This window comes from Pseudomonas jilinensis, from assembly GCF_003586265.1.
Taxonomy (GTDB): Bacteria; Pseudomonadota; Gammaproteobacteria; order Pseudomonadales; family Pseudomonadaceae; genus Halopseudomonas; species Halopseudomonas phragmitis.
Genome location: NZ_QJSA01000009.1, coordinates 77,952 through 95,280 on the forward strand (window position 1 = coordinate 77,952; position 17,329 = coordinate 95,280).

General features: G+C 60.5%; 13 protein-coding genes. 8 read left to right on the forward strand and 5 right to left on the reverse strand.

From position 1 onward, the window contains the following. The first annotated feature begins 124 nt into the window (after positions 1–124). Genes C2846_RS11110 through C2846_RS11135 form a run of 6 tightly spaced genes read left to right on the forward strand, consistent with a single transcriptional unit; the run spans position 125 to position 7,013 of the window. Positions 125–1,084, forward strand: coding sequence for an AAA family ATPase (locus tag C2846_RS11110; protein WP_119701480.1), 960 nt, complete (start codon positions 125–127; stop codon positions 1,082–1,084). Then, complete coding sequence (locus tag C2846_RS11115; protein ID WP_080050984.1) at positions 1,081–2,049, forward strand: DUF58 domain-containing protein; 969 nt, start codon at positions 1,081–1,083, stop codon at positions 2,047–2,049. Before C2846_RS11110 ends, C2846_RS11115 begins: the two co-directional genes overlap by 4 nt. Continuing rightward, the gene (locus tag C2846_RS11120) at positions 2,046–2,504 is read left to right on the forward strand and encodes a DUF4381 family protein (protein WP_165443809.1); all 459 of its coding nucleotides are present in this window, start codon (positions 2,046–2,048) and stop codon (positions 2,502–2,504) included. The genes C2846_RS11115 and C2846_RS11120 overlap by 4 nt, the downstream gene beginning before the upstream one ends. Continuing rightward, positions 2,497–3,492: a vWA domain-containing protein gene (locus C2846_RS11125; protein ID WP_080050986.1), complete on the forward strand. Its 996-nt coding sequence runs from the start codon at positions 2,497–2,499 to the stop codon at positions 3,490–3,492. The genes C2846_RS11120 and C2846_RS11125 overlap by 8 nt, the downstream gene beginning before the upstream one ends. After that, on the forward strand, positions 3,482–5,272 hold the full coding sequence (locus C2846_RS11130; protein WP_080050987.1) for a VWA domain-containing protein: 1,791 nt from the start codon (positions 3,482–3,484) through the stop codon (positions 5,270–5,272). The genes C2846_RS11125 and C2846_RS11130 overlap by 11 nt, the downstream gene beginning before the upstream one ends. Continuing rightward, a complete protein-coding gene (locus tag C2846_RS11135) occupies positions 5,259–7,013 on the forward strand; it encodes a BatD family protein (protein WP_119701481.1) in 1,755 nt (584 codons plus the stop codon). Before C2846_RS11130 ends, C2846_RS11135 begins: the two co-directional genes overlap by 14 nt. Before the next feature lie 109 nt (positions 7,014–7,122). On the opposite strand, the gene C2846_RS11140 is transcribed toward C2846_RS11135, so the two are convergent. The 5 genes from C2846_RS11140 to C2846_RS11160 form a co-directional block, all read right to left on the reverse strand. Beyond that, entirely contained in the window at positions 7,123–9,480 is a 2,358-nt protein-coding gene (locus C2846_RS11140; protein ID WP_119701482.1) for an efflux RND transporter permease subunit, read from the reverse strand. A gap of 27 nt (positions 9,481–9,507) precedes the next feature. Continuing rightward, positions 9,508–10,632 (reverse strand): YCF48-related protein, encoded by a 1,125-nt coding sequence (locus C2846_RS11145; protein ID WP_119701483.1) that lies wholly within the window; start codon positions 10,630–10,632, stop codon positions 9,508–9,510. A gap of 298 nt (positions 10,633–10,930) precedes the next feature. Continuing rightward, the gene (gene pepN, locus C2846_RS11150; RefSeq protein ID WP_119701484.1) at positions 10,931–13,579 is read right to left on the reverse strand and encodes an aminopeptidase N; all 2,649 of its coding nucleotides are present in this window, start codon (positions 13,577–13,579) and stop codon (positions 10,931–10,933) included. Between the two features lie 9 nt (positions 13,580–13,588). After that, complete coding sequence (locus C2846_RS11155; protein WP_119701485.1) at positions 13,589–14,422, reverse strand: DUF2797 domain-containing protein; 834 nt, start codon at positions 14,420–14,422, stop codon at positions 13,589–13,591. Continuing rightward, a complete protein-coding gene (locus C2846_RS11160; protein WP_080050993.1) occupies positions 14,422–14,688 on the reverse strand; it encodes a YeaC family protein in 267 nt (88 codons plus the stop codon). Before C2846_RS11160 ends, C2846_RS11155 begins: the two co-directional genes overlap by 1 nt. Positions 14,689–14,879: 191 nt before the next feature. Here C2846_RS11160 and C2846_RS11165 point away from each other — a divergent pair, with 191 nt between their 5' ends. Beyond that, on the forward strand, positions 14,880–15,368 hold the full coding sequence (locus C2846_RS11165; protein ID WP_080050994.1) for a DUF3015 domain-containing protein: 489 nt from the start codon (positions 14,880–14,882) through the stop codon (positions 15,366–15,368). Between the two features lie 82 nt (positions 15,369–15,450). Further along, positions 15,451–17,310 carry an Lnb N-terminal periplasmic domain-containing protein gene (locus tag C2846_RS11170; RefSeq protein ID WP_080050995.1) on the forward strand — a complete coding sequence of 620 codons (1,860 nt, stop codon included), beginning with the start codon at positions 15,451–15,453 and terminating at the stop codon, positions 17,308–17,310. Positions 17,311–17,329: the final 19 nt, after the last annotated feature.

The window sequence follows — 17,329 nt, forward strand, 5'->3', positions numbered from 1 at the left end:
AAGCACGACTCAGGACAGAGAGTCACGCGCATGTCGCCTGGTTAACACTATTCGCCGCAAGCATTAGTCTAGACCAGAGTTTTTTCGTTAAAGTGACGTTCCCAATGAGCCAGGAAATCCGTTGATGTCCCACCGCGAACAGTTGCTCCAGCTCAAGACGTTCATGGGCCAGCAGATCTTCGGCCAGGAAGCCCTGATTGATCGCATGCTGATCTGCCTGCTGGCCGGCGGCCATGTGCTGGTCGAGGGTGCACCCGGATTAGCCAAGACCAAGGCGATCAAGGCCCTGTCTGAAGGTATCGAAGCCGATTTTCATCGCATCCAGTTCACCCCTGACCTGCTCCCGGCAGACATCACCGGCACCGAAATCTATCGCCCGGAAACCGCCAGCTTCAGCTTCCAGCAGGGACCGATTTTCCATCACCTGGTACTGGCCGACGAAATCAACCGGGCACCGGCCAAGGTTCAGTCAGCGCTGCTTGAGGCAATGGCCGAGCGCCAGGTCAGTATCGGCCGGGAAACCTACCCGCTGCCCGAGCTGTTCATGGTTATGGCGACCCAGAACCCGATCGAGCAGGAAGGCACCTACCCGCTACCCGAAGCCCAGCTCGACCGCTTTCTTATGCATGTGCGTATCGGTTTCCCTGATGCCGCGCTGGAGCGCCAGATTCTGCAATTGGCCCGGGGCGAAGCCCAGGGGATCGAACCGCAGATCGCCCGCAAGATCAGTCAGGACAATATTCTCTCCGCCCGACAGGAAGTGCTGGCACTGTTCATGGCCGAGGCCGTCGAGGAATATTTGATCCAACTGGTCATGGCCACTCGGCGCCCCGAGCTATACAACCCCCAATTGGCCGAATGGCTGCAGATGGGGGCAAGCCCACGCGGCACCATTGCCCTGGACCGCTGTGCCCGGGCTCACGCCTGGCTGGCCGGACGTGACTTCGTCAGCCCGGAAGATGTTCAGGCAGTCGTTCACGATGTATTGCGCCACCGCCTGATTCTTAGTTTCGAGGCAGAGGCTGCCGGCATTGACGCCGATCGCGCCATTGCCCTGCTGATGGAGTCTGTCGCCGTCGTATGAGCCGCCCCGATCCCGGCCCGCCGCCAGGTCTCTATGCCAGCCTGGACAGCCTGCTGGAAGCCCGTCAGCACTGCCAGGAACTGCCGCTGTTCAGTCGCCCGATGCGCAACAGCCGGCAGAGTGGCCGCCAGTACTCACGTCTGCGCGGCCGGGGCGTGGATTTCGATCAGGTCCGCGCCTACTTGCCCGGCGATGACATTCGCAATATCGACTGGCGCGTCACCGCCCGCACCCGCAAAGTCCACACCAAGGTTTTCAACGAGGAGCGCGAACGGCCGATCTTCATTATCTGCGAACAGAGCGAGCGACTGTTTTTCGGTAGTCAGGAACGACTGAAGTCGGTGCTGGCCGCCGACGTCTGTGCGCTGATCGCCTGGACGGCGCTGTCGCACAACGACCGGGTCGGCGGCATGGTATTCGATGCCCGGCAGTGTCATGAGGTACGGCCACGACGTAGCCGCCAGGCGGTCCTGGAGCTGTTTCGTCAATTGCTGAGCGCCAATCACGCCCTTGGCCAGCATGACCAGGACAGTCTGAATGAACAGGACGGCCGGAACGAGCCCCTGAACCTGGCTCTGCGCCACAGCCGCGAGGTTATTCGCCCAGGCAGTATTCTCTACCTGCTTTGCGATCATGCTGCGATTGAGCAGATGAACCAGGCACTGCTGGTTCCCCTGGCAGCCCACAACGATCTGGTTCTATTGCCACTGGTTGACCCTTTGGACAGCCAGTTGCCAACCCACGGCCCACTGGCCTTCAGCCAGGCCCAGCAGTGGCTGACCCTCAACACCAGTGATCCAGCCACCCAGGCCGCCTATGGCGCGCAGTTCACCGCCCAACAACAGGCCTGGCAGCATCTGGCCCGACGTCTGCATTGCAGCCTGCTGCCCATGGATACCCGGCTACCGGCAGTCGAACAACTGCACAACATGCTCGACCCACGTCCACGCCGAGGTCGGCGGTGAGCGCGCCACTCTACAACGCTCTGGTCCACCCACAGCCACCGCCGCCCGTTGGTTGGTGGCCACCAGCACCGGGCTGGTGGATTATCGCCGGCCTGCTATTGCTGGTGCTCGCCAGCCTGCCCTGGATGATTATCATCTGGCGCCGCCAGCGTCAGCGCCGGCAATTGATTCAGCGCCGTCTGGCCAGCCTGCCCCAGGGACTCAATGATCGAGACTGGCTGGCCGCGATCAATATACTGCTCAAACGCCTGCTCAAACAGCAGGGGTTCGATGCCGCCACCCGGCTCCACGGTCAGGCCTGGCTCGATTATTTGTGCCAGCACCCGGATGTCGATCGCGATGCACTTACGCCACTGGGAACCGGGCACTATCAACGCCAGCCAACGCTGAGCAGCGAGCAACGCCAACGCCTGCTCCGCGAGCTGGCCCGCTGGATGCGCCGCCAGCATGTTTGAACTAGTCTGGCCTGCCGCTCTGTTGCTGCTGCCTCTACCCTGGCTGGTACGCTGGTTGCTGCCGGCGGCCGAACAGCGCAGTGCCGCGCTGAAGGTCAGCTTCCTCAACCGCCTTCAGCGTCTGCCAAGCCAGCAACTGAACACTCGCAGCAACCGTCAACGTTGGCCATTTCTGCTGATCTGGAGTTTGCTGGTACTGGCCGTTGCCAGACCGCAAATGCTCGGCGAACCTATTGCCCTGCCGATCACCGGGCGCGACATGATGCTGGCGATCGACCTGTCGGGCAGCATGGAGTTTCGCGATATGCAGTTGGCCGGAGAGGAAACTGATCGTCTGACTCTGCTCAAGCACCTGCTCGAAAGTTTTATTGCCCAGCGTCACGGCGACCGCCTGGGCCTGATCCTGTTCGGCTCCCAGGCCTACGTGCAGGCTCCACTGACCCTGGATCGCGACAGCGTACGCTACTGGCTAGAGGAAAGCTTCATTGGCCTGGCCGGCCGGGAAACCGCCATCGGCGACGCCATCGGCCTGGCGACCAAGCGGCTCAGCGCTGAGTCGGCAAAAAGCCGGGTGCTGATCCTGCTGACGGACGGTGCCAATACCAGCGGCAGGGTCTCACCGATCCAGGCGGCCCGGCTGGCAGCCAGTCAGGGCATACGTATTTTTACCATTGGTATAGGTTCGGACAGCCTGCAGCGTAGTGACCTGCTCGGCCTGATCAGCCTGGAGTCCGATTCTTCATTGGATCTGGACGAAGGTACACTGCGGGAAATTGCCTTGCTGACCGGCGGAGAATACTTTCGTGCCAGCGATGAACAGAGCATGCAGGCGATTTATCAACGCCTGAATCAACTCGAACCTGCGCTGCGCGACGGCCAGCCAATCCGCCAGCGCCAGCCGCTCTACCCGTGGCCGCTGGCCGTGGCCCTGCTCGCCAGCCTGCTGATCGCCCTGCGCTCGACGCCCGGGAGGTCGCATGTGGCCTGACAGCCTGAGCCAGTTCGCTCTGCTGCGCCCCTGGTGGCTACTGCTGCTACCACTGGCCTACTGGCTGTGCTGGCGGTTATACCGACACAAGGGCGGACGCTCGGGCTGGGAAACCCTGCTGCCACCGCACCTGCGCACCGCCCTGTTACAGCGCCACCCAGGCGGCAGCCATGGCCGCCGCTACCTGTTGCTCGCCCTGGCCTGGACGGTAGCGATCCTGGCCCTGTCAGGCCCGGCTCGGGAGCGGGCGGTTGAAGCGCCGGGCCCAGACCAGCAGGCCCTGGTTATCGTTCTCGATCTGTCGCGGCACATGCTCGCCACTGACCTGACGCCCAATCGCCTGACTCGCGCCCAGCACAAAATTCAGGACATCATCCGCCACAATCCCGAGCAGCAGATCGCCTTGATCGTTTACGCCGGCAGCAGCCACTTGGTGACCCCTCTGAGCCGAGACCGTAATACCCTGAACAACCTGCTGGCCTCGCTGCAGCCGAACATCATGCCCAGTGACGGCCGACAACCGGACCAGGCCCTGAGTCTGGCCACCAACATGCTCGCTGGCTTGCCGCCACGCAGTACCCAGGTACTGCTGATGACCAGCGGACTGGAGGGTGAAACGCTGAAACAGCTGGAACAGCATGCCCGGGAGTTGGGTAGCCGCCTGGCAATACTCGGCATCGGCACCAGTACCGGCTCACCAGTTCCGCTGTCCGGGGGAGGCTTTATGCGCGATGCCCAGGGCAGCATCCTGCTCCCGCGCCTTGACGCCCAGAGCCTGGCCAGCATAGCCCGGCGCTACGGCGGCGGTTACCATGGCATTACCCTGGATGACAGCGATCTGGATCACCTGTTGCGTACACTTTCCATCCGCTCAGCGAACATCGACACAGAGCCCAGCCAGCACCTGAGCGACCTGGGCCACTGGCTGCTATTGCTATTGCTGCCACTGGCCGCCCTGGGCGCCCGGCGTGGCTGGTTCGGCCTGCTGCTGTGCGCCATGCTCCTGCCCCAACCCAGTGAAGCAGCCAGTTGGCGCGACCTATGGTGGACCCCAGACCAGCAGGCCAGCAAACTACTGGAGAGCGATGCAGTTCAGGCCGCCGAACGATTCGACGACCCAGCCTGGAAAGCCTGGGCCTGGTATCAGGCCGGCGACTACTCTCGCGCCGCAACCCAGTATGCCGAACTGATCACACAGTGGCCCGACAACCCGGAGTATCATTTCAACCATGGCACAGCCCTGGCCATGGCCGAGCGCTACGAAGAGGCCCTGGACGCCTACGAGCAAGTGCTGACCCGGGTGCCGGAGCATCAGGCCGCCAGGCACAACCGCAGCCGGATCGAAGCCTGGCTGGAGGCACAGCAGCAGGACGCCGAGCCGAGCGCTGAGCAAGATCAAGCGCCGGCCAAAGCCGAGCCGGAGCCTAACGAGCCATCAGTTGGCCCCAGCCAAGGGAATGGCCCGGATCATGACACTGACAATGCGCTATCCGAGACTGAGACATCATCAGCTGACGGCATATCACCTGGCTCTGCCGGTAGCCTTGGCGAGCAAGTCAGCGATGCCACCCCGACCCCCGGCGATGCTGCCAGCCCGACAACCAGCAACCAGCAGCCGGCCAATGACATAGGCAGCGCCGCACCGGGCTGGCGCGAGAGCGAGCAGGCTCTGCAGCTCTGGCTCAACGATCTTCCGGACGACCCAGGCGAACTGCTGCGCCGCAAGTTTCTTTATCAGCATTTGCAACGACAGGACGCAGGTTTCGATGACAGCCCCTGAGCAACCGCCGATTCAGCCCGACCAGGCAACCACAGGGCGGACCCAACCCCGTCCTGCCCGACCGGGCGCTCCCCGACAGCTTGCGCTGACGCTGGGATTGCTGCTCCTGCAACCATTGACGCTTTTGGCTGCCAGCTTTGAGGCCAGTGTCGACAGGACCCGGCTGGTCGAAGGGGAAACCCTGGAGCTGACCCTGGAAACCAGTGCTGGCAATCGCTTCAATCGCCCCGACCTTACCCCGCTGGAGGAAAACTTCCAGATCCAGGGCACCCGTCAGCTCAGCCTGGTCAGCCAGATCAACGGTCGCAGCCAACCAGCGACCCGCTGGATCATTACCCTGCTGCCCAAGCACACTGGCTATCTGATCATTCCAGCCCTGGGGGTCGATGAGCAGGCCAGTGAACCCATTGCTTTGCAGGTCCTCTCGACCGCCCAGGCCGCCGAAGACGACAGCGCTCAGCTTGCCCCCCTGTTCATCGACAGCGAAGTGGATATAGAGACCCCCTATGTCCAGGCTCAGGTACTGCTGACCCTGCGCATCTACCACTCGGTTTCTCTGTATGACGACTCAAGCCTGAGCGGCCTGGATATCCCTCAGGCTCGTGTCGAAAGCCTGGGGCCGCCGCGCCATTACGAGCGACTGATCAACGGTGTGCGACATGGCGTCATCGAAGTCCGCTATGCCCTGTTCCCTGAGCACAGTGGCCCGCTGGAGATCCCCTCGCAGCTGTTCAGCGCCACCGTGCTACAGGCCCGTGACAGCAGCGAACGGTTTTCCCCCCGTACCGGACGTCTGATCCAGGTGCGCTCACCCAGCATCACCCTCGACGTACGATCAATCCCGGCAGGCTATCCGGACGACGCCCCCTGGCTTCCCGCCCGTAACCTCAGCCTGGAACAAAGCTGGCAGCCGGAACCTGACCTGGACCTTCTGACCGGAGAACCTCTGACCCGCACGCTGATCATCAGTGCCGAAGGGCTCAACGCCAGCCAGTTACCCAGCCTCCAGAGCCTGAATCCAGCCCTGGAAAAGAGCCTGCGTCAGTATGCCGACCAACCCCGTCTGGAAAGCCGGATCACTGAAGCCGGTGTACAATCCCAGCGCCAGGACAGTGCGGCACTGGTTGCCCAGCGTGAAGGGATCTACGCCCTGCCAGCGGTCGAAGTGCATTGGTGGGATACTCAGCAAGAGCGTCTGCGTACCAGCCGGTTGGAGGCTGTCAGCCTCAGTGTGCTCAGCAGCGAAAGCTTCACCGGCTCCGCCTCGCCAGTGGTTAGCGCCGGCACCGACCCTGCCGGCCCTCGCCTATGGCCATGGCAACTGGCGACCGCCCTGCTGGGCATGGGGCTGCTTGCCTGCCTGAGCCTGCTGCATCAGACTCGCCGCACCTTGCGCCAACTGAAGCAGGAAGAGCCCGAGGATATCGTCGACATCGAAGAACCCGGCAACCCGTTGATCGATTTGCAGGCCGCCTGCCGAGCCAACCAGCCAAGCGAAGCACGCAAGGCTCTGGAGGCCTGGGCCCGCCAGCAGCACAGCGAAGGCCTGATCGGCCTGGCCCAGCAACACCCGGAACTGGCCGAAGCCCTCGACGAACTCAATGCCTGCCTGTTTGGCCAAAATGATGCACCCTGGCGCAGCAAGCCGCTGTGGCGTGCAGTACGGATGATTGTCCAGATGCACAAGCGCCAGCAGCAGGAACCCAGCGACAACCTCGCCAGCCTATACCCCGACGTCTGACCCCTGCTTAGCCGCCCCCATATGAGCGCCTCGCAGGCGCGCAGTTTGAAATAAAAAAAGGCCACCCCCTCACAGGGGTGGCCTTTTCTGGTTCCAGCAAGCCTTGGGCTTATTCGCCGTTACGCAGTTTCTCCGGACGAATCAGGAAGCGTGCCAGAGCCGGCAGCAGCCACAGGGCGCCGAACATGTTCCACAAGAACATGAAGGTCAGCAGGATACCCATGTCAGCCTGGAACTTGATCGCCGAGAAAATCCAGGTCGCCACACCGATGGCCAGGGTGAAGCCGGTGAAGGTCACCGCCTTACCAGTGGTCTTCAGGGTCTCATAGTAGGCTTCCTGCAGCGGCAGGCCTTGACGCAGGTAGGTCTCCAGACGGCTGTAGATATAGATGCCGTAGTCGACACCGATCCCCACACCCAGAGCAATTACCGGCAAGGTCGCTACCTTCACGCCAATCCCCAGGAACGCCATCAGCGCATTGGCCAGGACCGAGGTCAGCGCCAGCGGGATGATGATACACAGTACCGCACGGATCGAACGGAAGGTGATCAGACACATGAAGATCACCACCGCGTAAACGGTCAGCAGCATCTTCAACTGGGACTTCTCGATCACCACGTTGGTGGCAGCCTCGATACCGGCATTACCGGCAGCCAGCTTGAACTCCAGGGTCTCGGTGTTCTGCTCGGCAGCGAACGCCTCAACAGCTGCAGTCGCACGCTTGAGGGTATCGGCCTTGTGGTCTTCCAGGAACACCATCACCGGCGCCAGCGAGCAATCAGAGTTGAACATGCCAGTCGGGGCACGGCTGATCGCGTTGTTCAGGTTGTCCTGGTTACGCGACAGCGCCTGCCACTTCAGGTTGCCCTCGTTGTTGCCCATGATCACCTGCTTGGCCACAGTCACCAGAGAAACGGTGGACTGAACGCCCGGCAGGTTGACCATCTTCCACTCCAACTGGTCGATGGCATCCATGGTTTCGTAGGCCGAACACATTTCGGTCGGCGTACTGACCATGACCACCAGAATATCGGAACTGGTCGAGTAGTTGCTGATAATGAAGTCGTTGTCGAGGTTGTAGCGCGAATCTGGACGCAGTTCCGGCGCACCTGGATCAAGGTCACCGATCTCGACATTCTTGCCGTAGTAGATACCAAAGCCGAAGGCCAGGATGGCCAGGACTACCGATACCGGGGCCACGGTCGGGTGAGCGAACTTGGCAACGGTCAGCCACATTTTCTGCGGACGTGCAGCCAGCTCACGCTTGCGCTTGACGGCGGCCTTGCTGATACCGATGTAGGACATCAGGATCGGCAACAGGATCAGGTTGGTGAGAATGATCACGCCAACACCTACCGAGGCAGCGATACCCAGCTCGCGAATTACCTCAATCTCGATCAGCAGCAGGGTCACGAAACCTACGGCGTCGGACACCAGGGCCACGATACCCGGGATGTACAGAGCGCGGAATGCCCGGCGTGCGGCAGTGTTGGCGTCATCGGCATGGGTATATTCAATCGCCATGCCGTTGATGATCTGCACTCCGTGGGAAATACCGATGGCAAAGACCAGGAATGGCACCAGAATCGAGTACGGATCAAGCCCGAAGCCCATGCTGCGCAGCAGACCCAACTGCCAGACAACAGCAATTACCGAGCAAACCAGGGTCGTCAGCGAGCTCTTGAAGCAACGGGTAAATACCAGCAACAGGACGAAAGTGATCAGCAGCGCACCGCCGAAGAAGCCAACGACCTTGATGATACCTTCGATCAGGTCACCGACTTTCTTGGCGAAGCCGACGATGTGAATACTGATATTCGGGTTCTCACCCTGGAATTCGCTGCGAATTTTCTCTTCCAGCAGACGCGAGAATTCGCCGTAATCCAGGCGGATCAGCTCGCTCTGGTTATCCGGATTCGGATATGACTCCTGCAGCGGCACCTCAATGATGCTCGACTTGAAGTTGTTCGCTACCAGACGGCCGATTTCACCGGACTTGAGGATGTTCTCGCGCAGTTCCTCAAGATGCTCCTCGGTCAGATAGGCCGGCTGGTTGGCTACCGGACCACCGTCGAAACCGTACTCGGTCACTGCGGTCCAGCGTACGTTCGGAGTCCACAGCGAACGCATGTTCGAGCGGTCCACACCCGGCAGGAAGAACACCTCGTCGTTGATGCGCTTGAGGGTTTCCATGTACTCGGTGGAGAAGATATCGCCATCCTTGATCGCCACAGCAATCCGGATCGAGTTACCGAGACCGGACAGGTCATCCTGATGCTCGATCATATTGACGATATAGGGGTGCTTGAGAGGAATCATCTTCTCGAAGCTGGTATCCGGCTTGACCTGGGCGGCCTGATAGCCGAAGAACAGGGTCAGCAGGGTAAACAACAACAACACGAAAATTCGGTTGTTGAAAATTAACCGCTCAATGAGTGGCGCGGTTTCCTGATGATGCTTGGACATCCAGTATCTCCTGGCGCTTAATTATTATCAGTTGCCTGGGTTCAGACCGTTGGCAGCGGCTTTCATGGCGCCGCGCTGACCGAGCAGCAACACACTGCCATCCGGCAGCGGTTTGGCAGAGGCCAGAGCCATGCGATCGGGACGGGTCATGACCTCGAAGCTGCGACCGTTGTCGCTGCTGGACACCACAGTCCCGCCCAGACCAACCACCACCAGGCGACCGTCATCGGAGAGGTGGCCACCGGACAGGGTCGCTTCCAGCGGACCGTTGTTCGGAGTGTTCAGCTCAACTTGCTCCCAGGTGTCACCAAAATCATCGGAGCGGTACATGTTGCCACGCAGGCCCCAGGTCAGGACCACTTCCGGCTCGGTGGTGCCGGACACGCCGAACCAGGAACCGTCATAGGGCAGGTCTTCGAGGGTTTCCCAGGTATCGCCGAAATCAAAGGAGCGGTACATGGTGCCCATTTCACCAACCAGGAACAGGCCGGTGTCGGGAATGGCGGAGATGGCGTTGTAGTGGAAGCCGTCTTCGTTGTCGATATCGAAAGACACATCATCCCAGTTCTGGCCACCATCGTCGGTACGCAGGAAGGTGCCATAGGCGCCAACCGCGAAACCGGTCTGGGCGTCACGGAACCAGACATCCATCAACGGCCGCTCAAGCAAGGAATCCATTTCGTCCGAATCGGACAACGCCGGATCCCGGTACTGCAGCTCCCAGCTTTCGCCACCGTCGTTGCTGTGCAGGATCAGAGCATCGTGCCCCACGGCCCAACCGTGTTGCTCGTCGGCGAAATATACAGCCGTAAGCACCTGGCGTACCGGCGACGGAGCCTGGGTCCAGGTCTGACCGTTGTCATCGGAGTAGACGATGTGACCGCGGGTGCCAACGGCAACCAGGCGATCACCGGCACGCGCGACATCCAGCAGCAGAGCGCGATGGGCGATGGCGGACATGACGGCAGGTTGAACATCATCGAGAGTGGGCTGAGCATGAGCCACGGCGACGGGCAGACAGGTCAAGGCGGTCGAGAGGCCCAGAGCCGTCAGGATCTGACGAGATAACGATAGTTTACGCCCGCTGCCAGGTTGGCCGCCGTGACGGGCCTTAGCATAGGACGGAGCGTGCCGCTCGATGGGCTCACGCATACACCATTCCCCCTTATTCTTATAGGACACCCTGCCTCGGGGCAGGACATATTATGAACCTCGTATGCGGGATGCCGGCCATACACAGCTGGCCAGCGGCTATCCCGAGGCTCACTAATACTAACGGGGTTGGGCAACCCCTGCCAACGGCGCTTGGTTATCTTTTGTTAATCACGTCAATGATGGGGACTGTCTCAGGTCGGTGCAAACCCGGCGTTTTACCGACACCAGCCCCTGGTTTTCAGGGGCTGGCTTCAACACCACAGTCCGAGCGCAAGCGCGTGCACGCAGCCTCCCATCAAGCCAGGGACTTGCTGACCACCTCATAAACGTCTGGCGACAGCCCCTCAAGCGCCATAATGCGCTCCAGCTCGGCACGCATCAGGACTTGTCGGGCACTGTCGAACTTGCGCCAGCGGGTCAATGGCGTGGTCAGGCGCGAGGCAATCTGCGGGTTCAGCGCATTCAGCTCGATGATTCGCTCAGCCAGGAAGCGGTACCCCGCCCCATCGGCGCGATGAAAACCGACCAGATTCTGGTTGGCGAAGGCCCCGATCAGCGCCCGGACCTTGTTCGGATTGCGCAGATTGAAGGCCGGATGCTGCATCAGCGCTTCGACCCGCTCCAGCGCGCCCGGCAACCCGCAGGTGGCCTGCACGCTGAACCACTGGTCCATGACCAGAGGATAGCCCTGCCAGCGCTCGGCAAACTGGGCCAGCGCCGCCTGCTTGGCCTCCTCGAACGGTGAATTGACCAACGCCACCAGCGCTGCCTGACGATCGGTCATGTTATTGGCCTCGACAAACTGGCGCACACAGGCCGCCAGCATGTCGTCGCCGGCCTCGATCATCAGATAACCGAGCAGGGTATTCTTCAGGCTGCGCCGCGCCATGGCGGCCGCCTCGGCGCTGTAGGGCTCAGCGATATTCAGTTGCCGCCAGCGCGTCAACATCTCGCTGCGCAGTGCCAGGGCCAGCTCACGCCGCAGCGTCTCACGCACCAGGTGAATCGCCTCGACATCGGCAACCTCGGCCAGTTCGACCAGATAGGCTTCAGACGGCAGACGCAGCATCTCGGCCACCATCGCCGGATCCAGTGCTTCATCGGCCAGCAGACTGCGGTAAACCTCGATCAGCCGCTGATCCGCCAGCAACGGGCGACCGGCCTGATGAATGCCAACCAGCCCCTGCATCACATCCACCGCCAGGGCCTGGCAGGCTTCCCAGCGGTTGAAGCCATCCGGGTCATGCTTGGCCAGAAACACCCGATCATCACGACTGTAGGGATAGCTCAGCTTTACCGGTGCGGAAAAACCGCGCAATAGCGACGGCAGCGGTTCCTCGGTAAGGCCTTCAAAGGTGAACACCTGCTCGGCCTCGGTCACCGCCAGTACCGTTTCGTTACCACGGGCAGACTCACTCACCAGCTTCAGTGGCATTTCCTGGCCTTCGCTGTCCAGCAGCGCCATGCGCAGAGGAATCACGAAGGGCAATTTCTCGCTCTGACCGGGGGTCGGCGGACAGCTTTGCTTGCACAGCAGGCTGAACTGACCAGTGGCGGCATCCCAATGACCGTGAACCTCCAGCCGCGGGGTGCCGGCCTGGCTGTACCAGCGTTTGAACTGGCTGAAATCCAGGCCGTTGGCATCTTCCAGCGCCTTGACGAAGTCATCGCAGGTCACCGCCTGGCCGTCATGACGCTCAAAATACAGGTCGGTGCCCTTGCGAAACCCCTCAGCCCCGCACAGGGTATGCAGCATACGCACCACTTCGGCACCCTTCTCGTAGACCGTCAGGGTGTAGAAGTTGGAAATTTCGATAAAGGAATCCGGGCGCACCGGATGGGCCATCGGGCCGGCATCCTCGGCGAACTGATTGGCACGCAGGAAGGTTACGTCCTCGATACGCTTGACCGTGCGCGAGTTCATGTCGGCGCTGAACTCGGCATCGCGGAACACGGTGAAACCTTCCTTGAGCGACAACTGGAACCAGTCGCGACAGGTCACCCGGTTGCCCGACCAGTTGTGGAAGTACTCATGCGCGACTACGGCCTCGACCCGCTGAAAGGCCAGATCGGTGGCGGTATCGGGGTGGGCCAGTACGCAACTGGAGTTGAAGATGTTCAACCCCTTGTTCTCCATCGCGCCCATGTTGAAGTCGTTAACCGCGACGATCATGAAGATGTCCAGGTCATACTCGCGACCATAGACTTGCTCATCCCAACGCATCGAGCGTTTCAGGCTGTCCATCGCATGTCCGCACTGCTCGCGGTTCTCCGGCTCTACATAGATACGCAGGTCGATTTCCCGGCCGCTCATAGTGGTGAAACTGTCCTGGATCAGCACCAGGTCACCGGCCACCAGGGCAAACAGATAGGCCGGTTTGGGGAACGGATCTTCCCAGGTCGTCCAGTGACGACCGGCCTCATGCTCGCCAGCTGCAATCGGATTGCCATTGGACAGCAGCACCGGATAGTCACCCTTATCAGCGATCACCGTCGTGGTAAAGCGGCTCATCACGTCCGGGCGATCCAGGTAATAGGTAATCTTGCGAAAACCCTCGGCTTCGCACTGGGTGCAGAACATGCCGCCGGACTTGTACAGGCCTTCCAGCGCAGTGTTGTTTTGCGGCTCGATACGGGTGGTCAGGGCCAGCTCGAACTGCGCGCCGGTCGGTTGCAGGCTCAGGCTGTGGGTATCCACCTGGTAGTCGCCTTCGGCCAGCGACTGGTCATCCAGCGCGACGCTCAACAACTGCAACTGCTGGCCGTCCAGCACCAATGGCGGCAAAGCTTTCTGCGGCTTGTCGGCATTCAGGCGCAGCGCCAACCGGCTGTGCACCAGGGCATGATCCTCGAACAGCTCGAAGGTCAAATGGGTCTCGTCGATCCAGTAGTCGGGCTGCTGGTAATCCTTGAGGTAGATGGTCTTCGGTTGTTCAGTACGCATGGTGGTTCCTCAACTGACACTGACCGACAAACTATAGGCCGTGTACTTGCGAATATTGATGACAGCGGTGTCGAGCAGCAGATACTGGCCCTTGATGCCCAGCAGCGTGCCTTCAAGCAGCGGCTCCTTGTCGAGATTGGCCGACTGCGGTTTGGCGGCATACTCCAGTACCGGATAACGGATCTCCAGGGGCTCGGCATCACTCAGCAACTGAATGGCCTGCAGACCGAAGCGCTGCTGCAACTCGCTGATGCCGGCTTGGGCGTTGTCCAGCAGGCGATCACGCTCGACCAATAGGTCCAGCGGCTCGGGTTCACCCTTGAGCAACGCCCGCCAGTTGGTCTTGTCCGCCACCTGCTGACGCAGCAGGTCCTCGACCAGCCCGGATTGCTGGCGCGTGGCTACGCGCAGAATCGGCAGCGCTTGGCTGGCACCCTGATCAATCCAGCGCGTTGGTACTTGGGTTGCCCGGGTGATGCCGACCTTGAGCCCGGAAGAGTTGGCCAGGTAGACGATATGATCCGTCATGCAGAACTGCTCACCCCAGGCCGGCTCGCGGCAGGTGCCCTGGTCGTAATGGCATTTCTCCGGGCTCATGATGCAGCTATCGCACTGCGCCAGCTTGGTAAAACAGGGGTAGCAATAGCCCTGACTAAAGCTTTTTTTGGTCTTGCGCCCACAATGAGTACAGTGGATTGCGCCCAGCGCTTGCAGGCGCAGGGTCTTGCCCAGGCATTCGTTGAGAGGCAAACGCTGATCGCCGATCGGCAGACTGTAGCGCACCGGCGCGTCAAGCTCACCAACCAGCTTGCTGACACTGCCCTCACCACTGAGAAATGCCATCAGTGCAGGGTGCTCGAGCCGGTGGAAAACAGGATATTGGGAATTTCCTTGTCCTGCGACTTGCAGCCCTGCGGCCCCATATAGCCGGTACGCTCTTCTTCGGGCAGGTTGTCGGTTTCCCAGGCGATCATCGCCTGCAGGCACAACTCCTTCTGCTCCTGGGTCAGCTTGCGCCCATCCGGCCATTTGCCGATTTCCACGGCCGTCTTGAGACTCGCATAGACGTCGGGAGTGATGCTGCGCAACATGTCGAGGAAGGTGGTCATGGGGAGCTCCGGGGGAATGGCGAAAAACAAGGGGATATTCTAGGGAATGGTGGAGCGACAAGCTACAAGCACACACCGATGACCGGCGGACATTGGCAGCTACAAGCTCTGCCTCGCAGGTTTAACCTGATTGAAACAATTATATACAAGTGCTAGATTCCATCGCTCGTTCACATTAATGGAAAGTAAAAATGAAACGGATCTTGCTCGGTTCTCTCCTCGCTGCTGCCTCCCTCAATGCTTTTGCCACCGCTCCTGGCGGTCCTGGTTGTGGCTGGGGCAACATGCTGTTTGAAGGACAAAGCGGCCTGCCCTCGCACCTGGTAGCCTCAATTACCAACGGCACTTCGGGTAACGCCACCTTTGGCATGACCTCCGGCACCAACGGTTGCGATACCAGTGGCAAGCTGGCCTATAACGGCAAGTCGATGCTGGTCCTCGGCAGCATCATGAACGAGCTTTCAGAAGATATGGCTCGCGGTGAAGGCGAGGCGCTGACAACCTATGCCGTCATTCTTGGCGTTCAGCCAGAAGATCGCGCTCACTTCGCAGCCATCACCAGCCAGCACTTCAACGAGATTTTCTCTGCGGCCGACATCACCGCCGAGCAGGTGCATCAGGCCACCCTGAATGTGCTGAGCAATGACGCCATTCTGGCCAAGTACGCCGAGCAAGCCTAAGCGTTCTGACCCACACAAGGCCTGAGCATCCGCTCGGGCCTTGTGCGTCCATCTTTTTCCGCCCTCTTCATTGCAATCTTATATGCCTATACGCCTGCTAGCGTTGCTGATTGGCAGCCTGTGCATTACAACCAGTTTCGCAGCCCCGAATATCCCGACAGAACACCAGCATCAGTTAGCCTCGCAACGCTTCTGGTTGTCTCTTGGCCATTATGCACCCGGCAAACTGGGAGGCTGGCGCAGCTACGTAAACGACACCGAGTTCTTTCTGGCTGACAACGGCGACAAATCTCCTCTGGCCGAGCTGAAAGCAACCCTGAGCGGACTGTATGCTGACCCAGCGCTAGGCGATGATCACCCGCAATGCCGTTACCCGGCACGCACCCGCTGGCTGCGCAAGCAACTCACACTTGAGAACCTGCCCGAACCAGCCTGCACTGAATACCAGACCTGGTATAACGATATAGACCCCCACTCGACCGTACTGGTCTTTCCTGATGCCTATCTGAACAGCCCTTCTTCGATGTTCGGCCACACCCTGCTGCGGATCGACACACCGGACACCAAAGACAACGGCACCACCCTACTCAGCTACGCACTGAACTTTGGGGCCATGGTCGACAGCATGGACAACGGCATCTTGTACGCCTGGCGAGGCCTGGCCGGCGGCTACCCGGGCCAGTTCTCCCTGCTGCCCTATCGGGACAAGATCAGTGAGTACAGCCACCTGGAAAACCGGGATCTCTGGGAGTACCACCTGAACCTGACGCCAGCGGAAACCCAGCGCATGATTGAACATGTCTGGGAGCTGCGGCAAATCCGCTTCGACTACTATTTCTTCGACGAGAACTGCTCTTTCCGGCTGCTTGAACTGCTGGAAATTGCCCGCCCTACACTGCGTCTAACCGAACAGTTCCCGCTCACGGCCATTCCTGTTGACACGGTACGTGCCGTCAGGGAAGCCGGCCTGATCACTGAAGTGCAATACCGCCCCTCGCGTGAACGCGAGCTACTCGAGCGTTTTGAGCTGCTATCAGGCCCCGAGCTGGACTGGGTACAGCTTCTGGCCGAAGACAGCAATCACCTGGATGCCGATACCTTCCTCAACCAGCCCACAGAACGTCAGGCACTCATTCAGGAGGCAGCCTACCGCTGGACCCGTTACCAGGCCAGCGGCCTTGAACGCGATCCAGCCAATGCGCAACGCAGTCTGGCATTGTTGCAGGCGATAAACCGCAACCCGGCTCCGGCCCAGCCAGCCCAGATGCCAACACTGCCCGAACAGGGCCATGATTCACGCACCTGGCACCTGGGCCTGGGCAGCCACGCGCACCAGCACTTTGCCGAGTACGGCCTGCGCATGGCTTATCACGATCTGATAGACAACCAGGCGGGCTTTCCTTTGGGCGCCCAGATCGAACTGGGCAAGTTGAGAGTACGTCAATACGAAGGCAACCACTGGCAACTGGAAGAGCTTGGGTTGATCAACATCCGCTCGCTGACTCCGCGCAACCGACTGCTCAAGCCTTGGTCATGGCAGGTTGCCGCGGGGATGGAACGGATACCAACAGATAATGATCGACGCCGACTGGCAAGCTATCTCAGCGGTGGCGGCGGCTTTACCTGGCAGCCATTCAGCAATACGTCAAGCTACCTGCTGGCTACACTGAGAACAGAATACAACCCAGATACAGCTGCGGCTCTAAACCTTGCCAGCGGTTTTGATGCTGGCGTGCTCTGGCGCAACCCGCTCGGTAACCTGCACCTCAATGCCACCGCCGACTACTTCCACCATGGTGAAGTCAGACGCCGCCTGGCGCTCGGCCAGCAATGGGAGCTGGGTCACAATCTGGGGCTGCGACTGAGCGCCGAACGAGAGTTCAGCCACTTCAGCACCCCGCAAAACAGCCTGACCCTCCAGTTGCGCTGGTACCATTACTGACAAAGCCAGCACCTGCAGG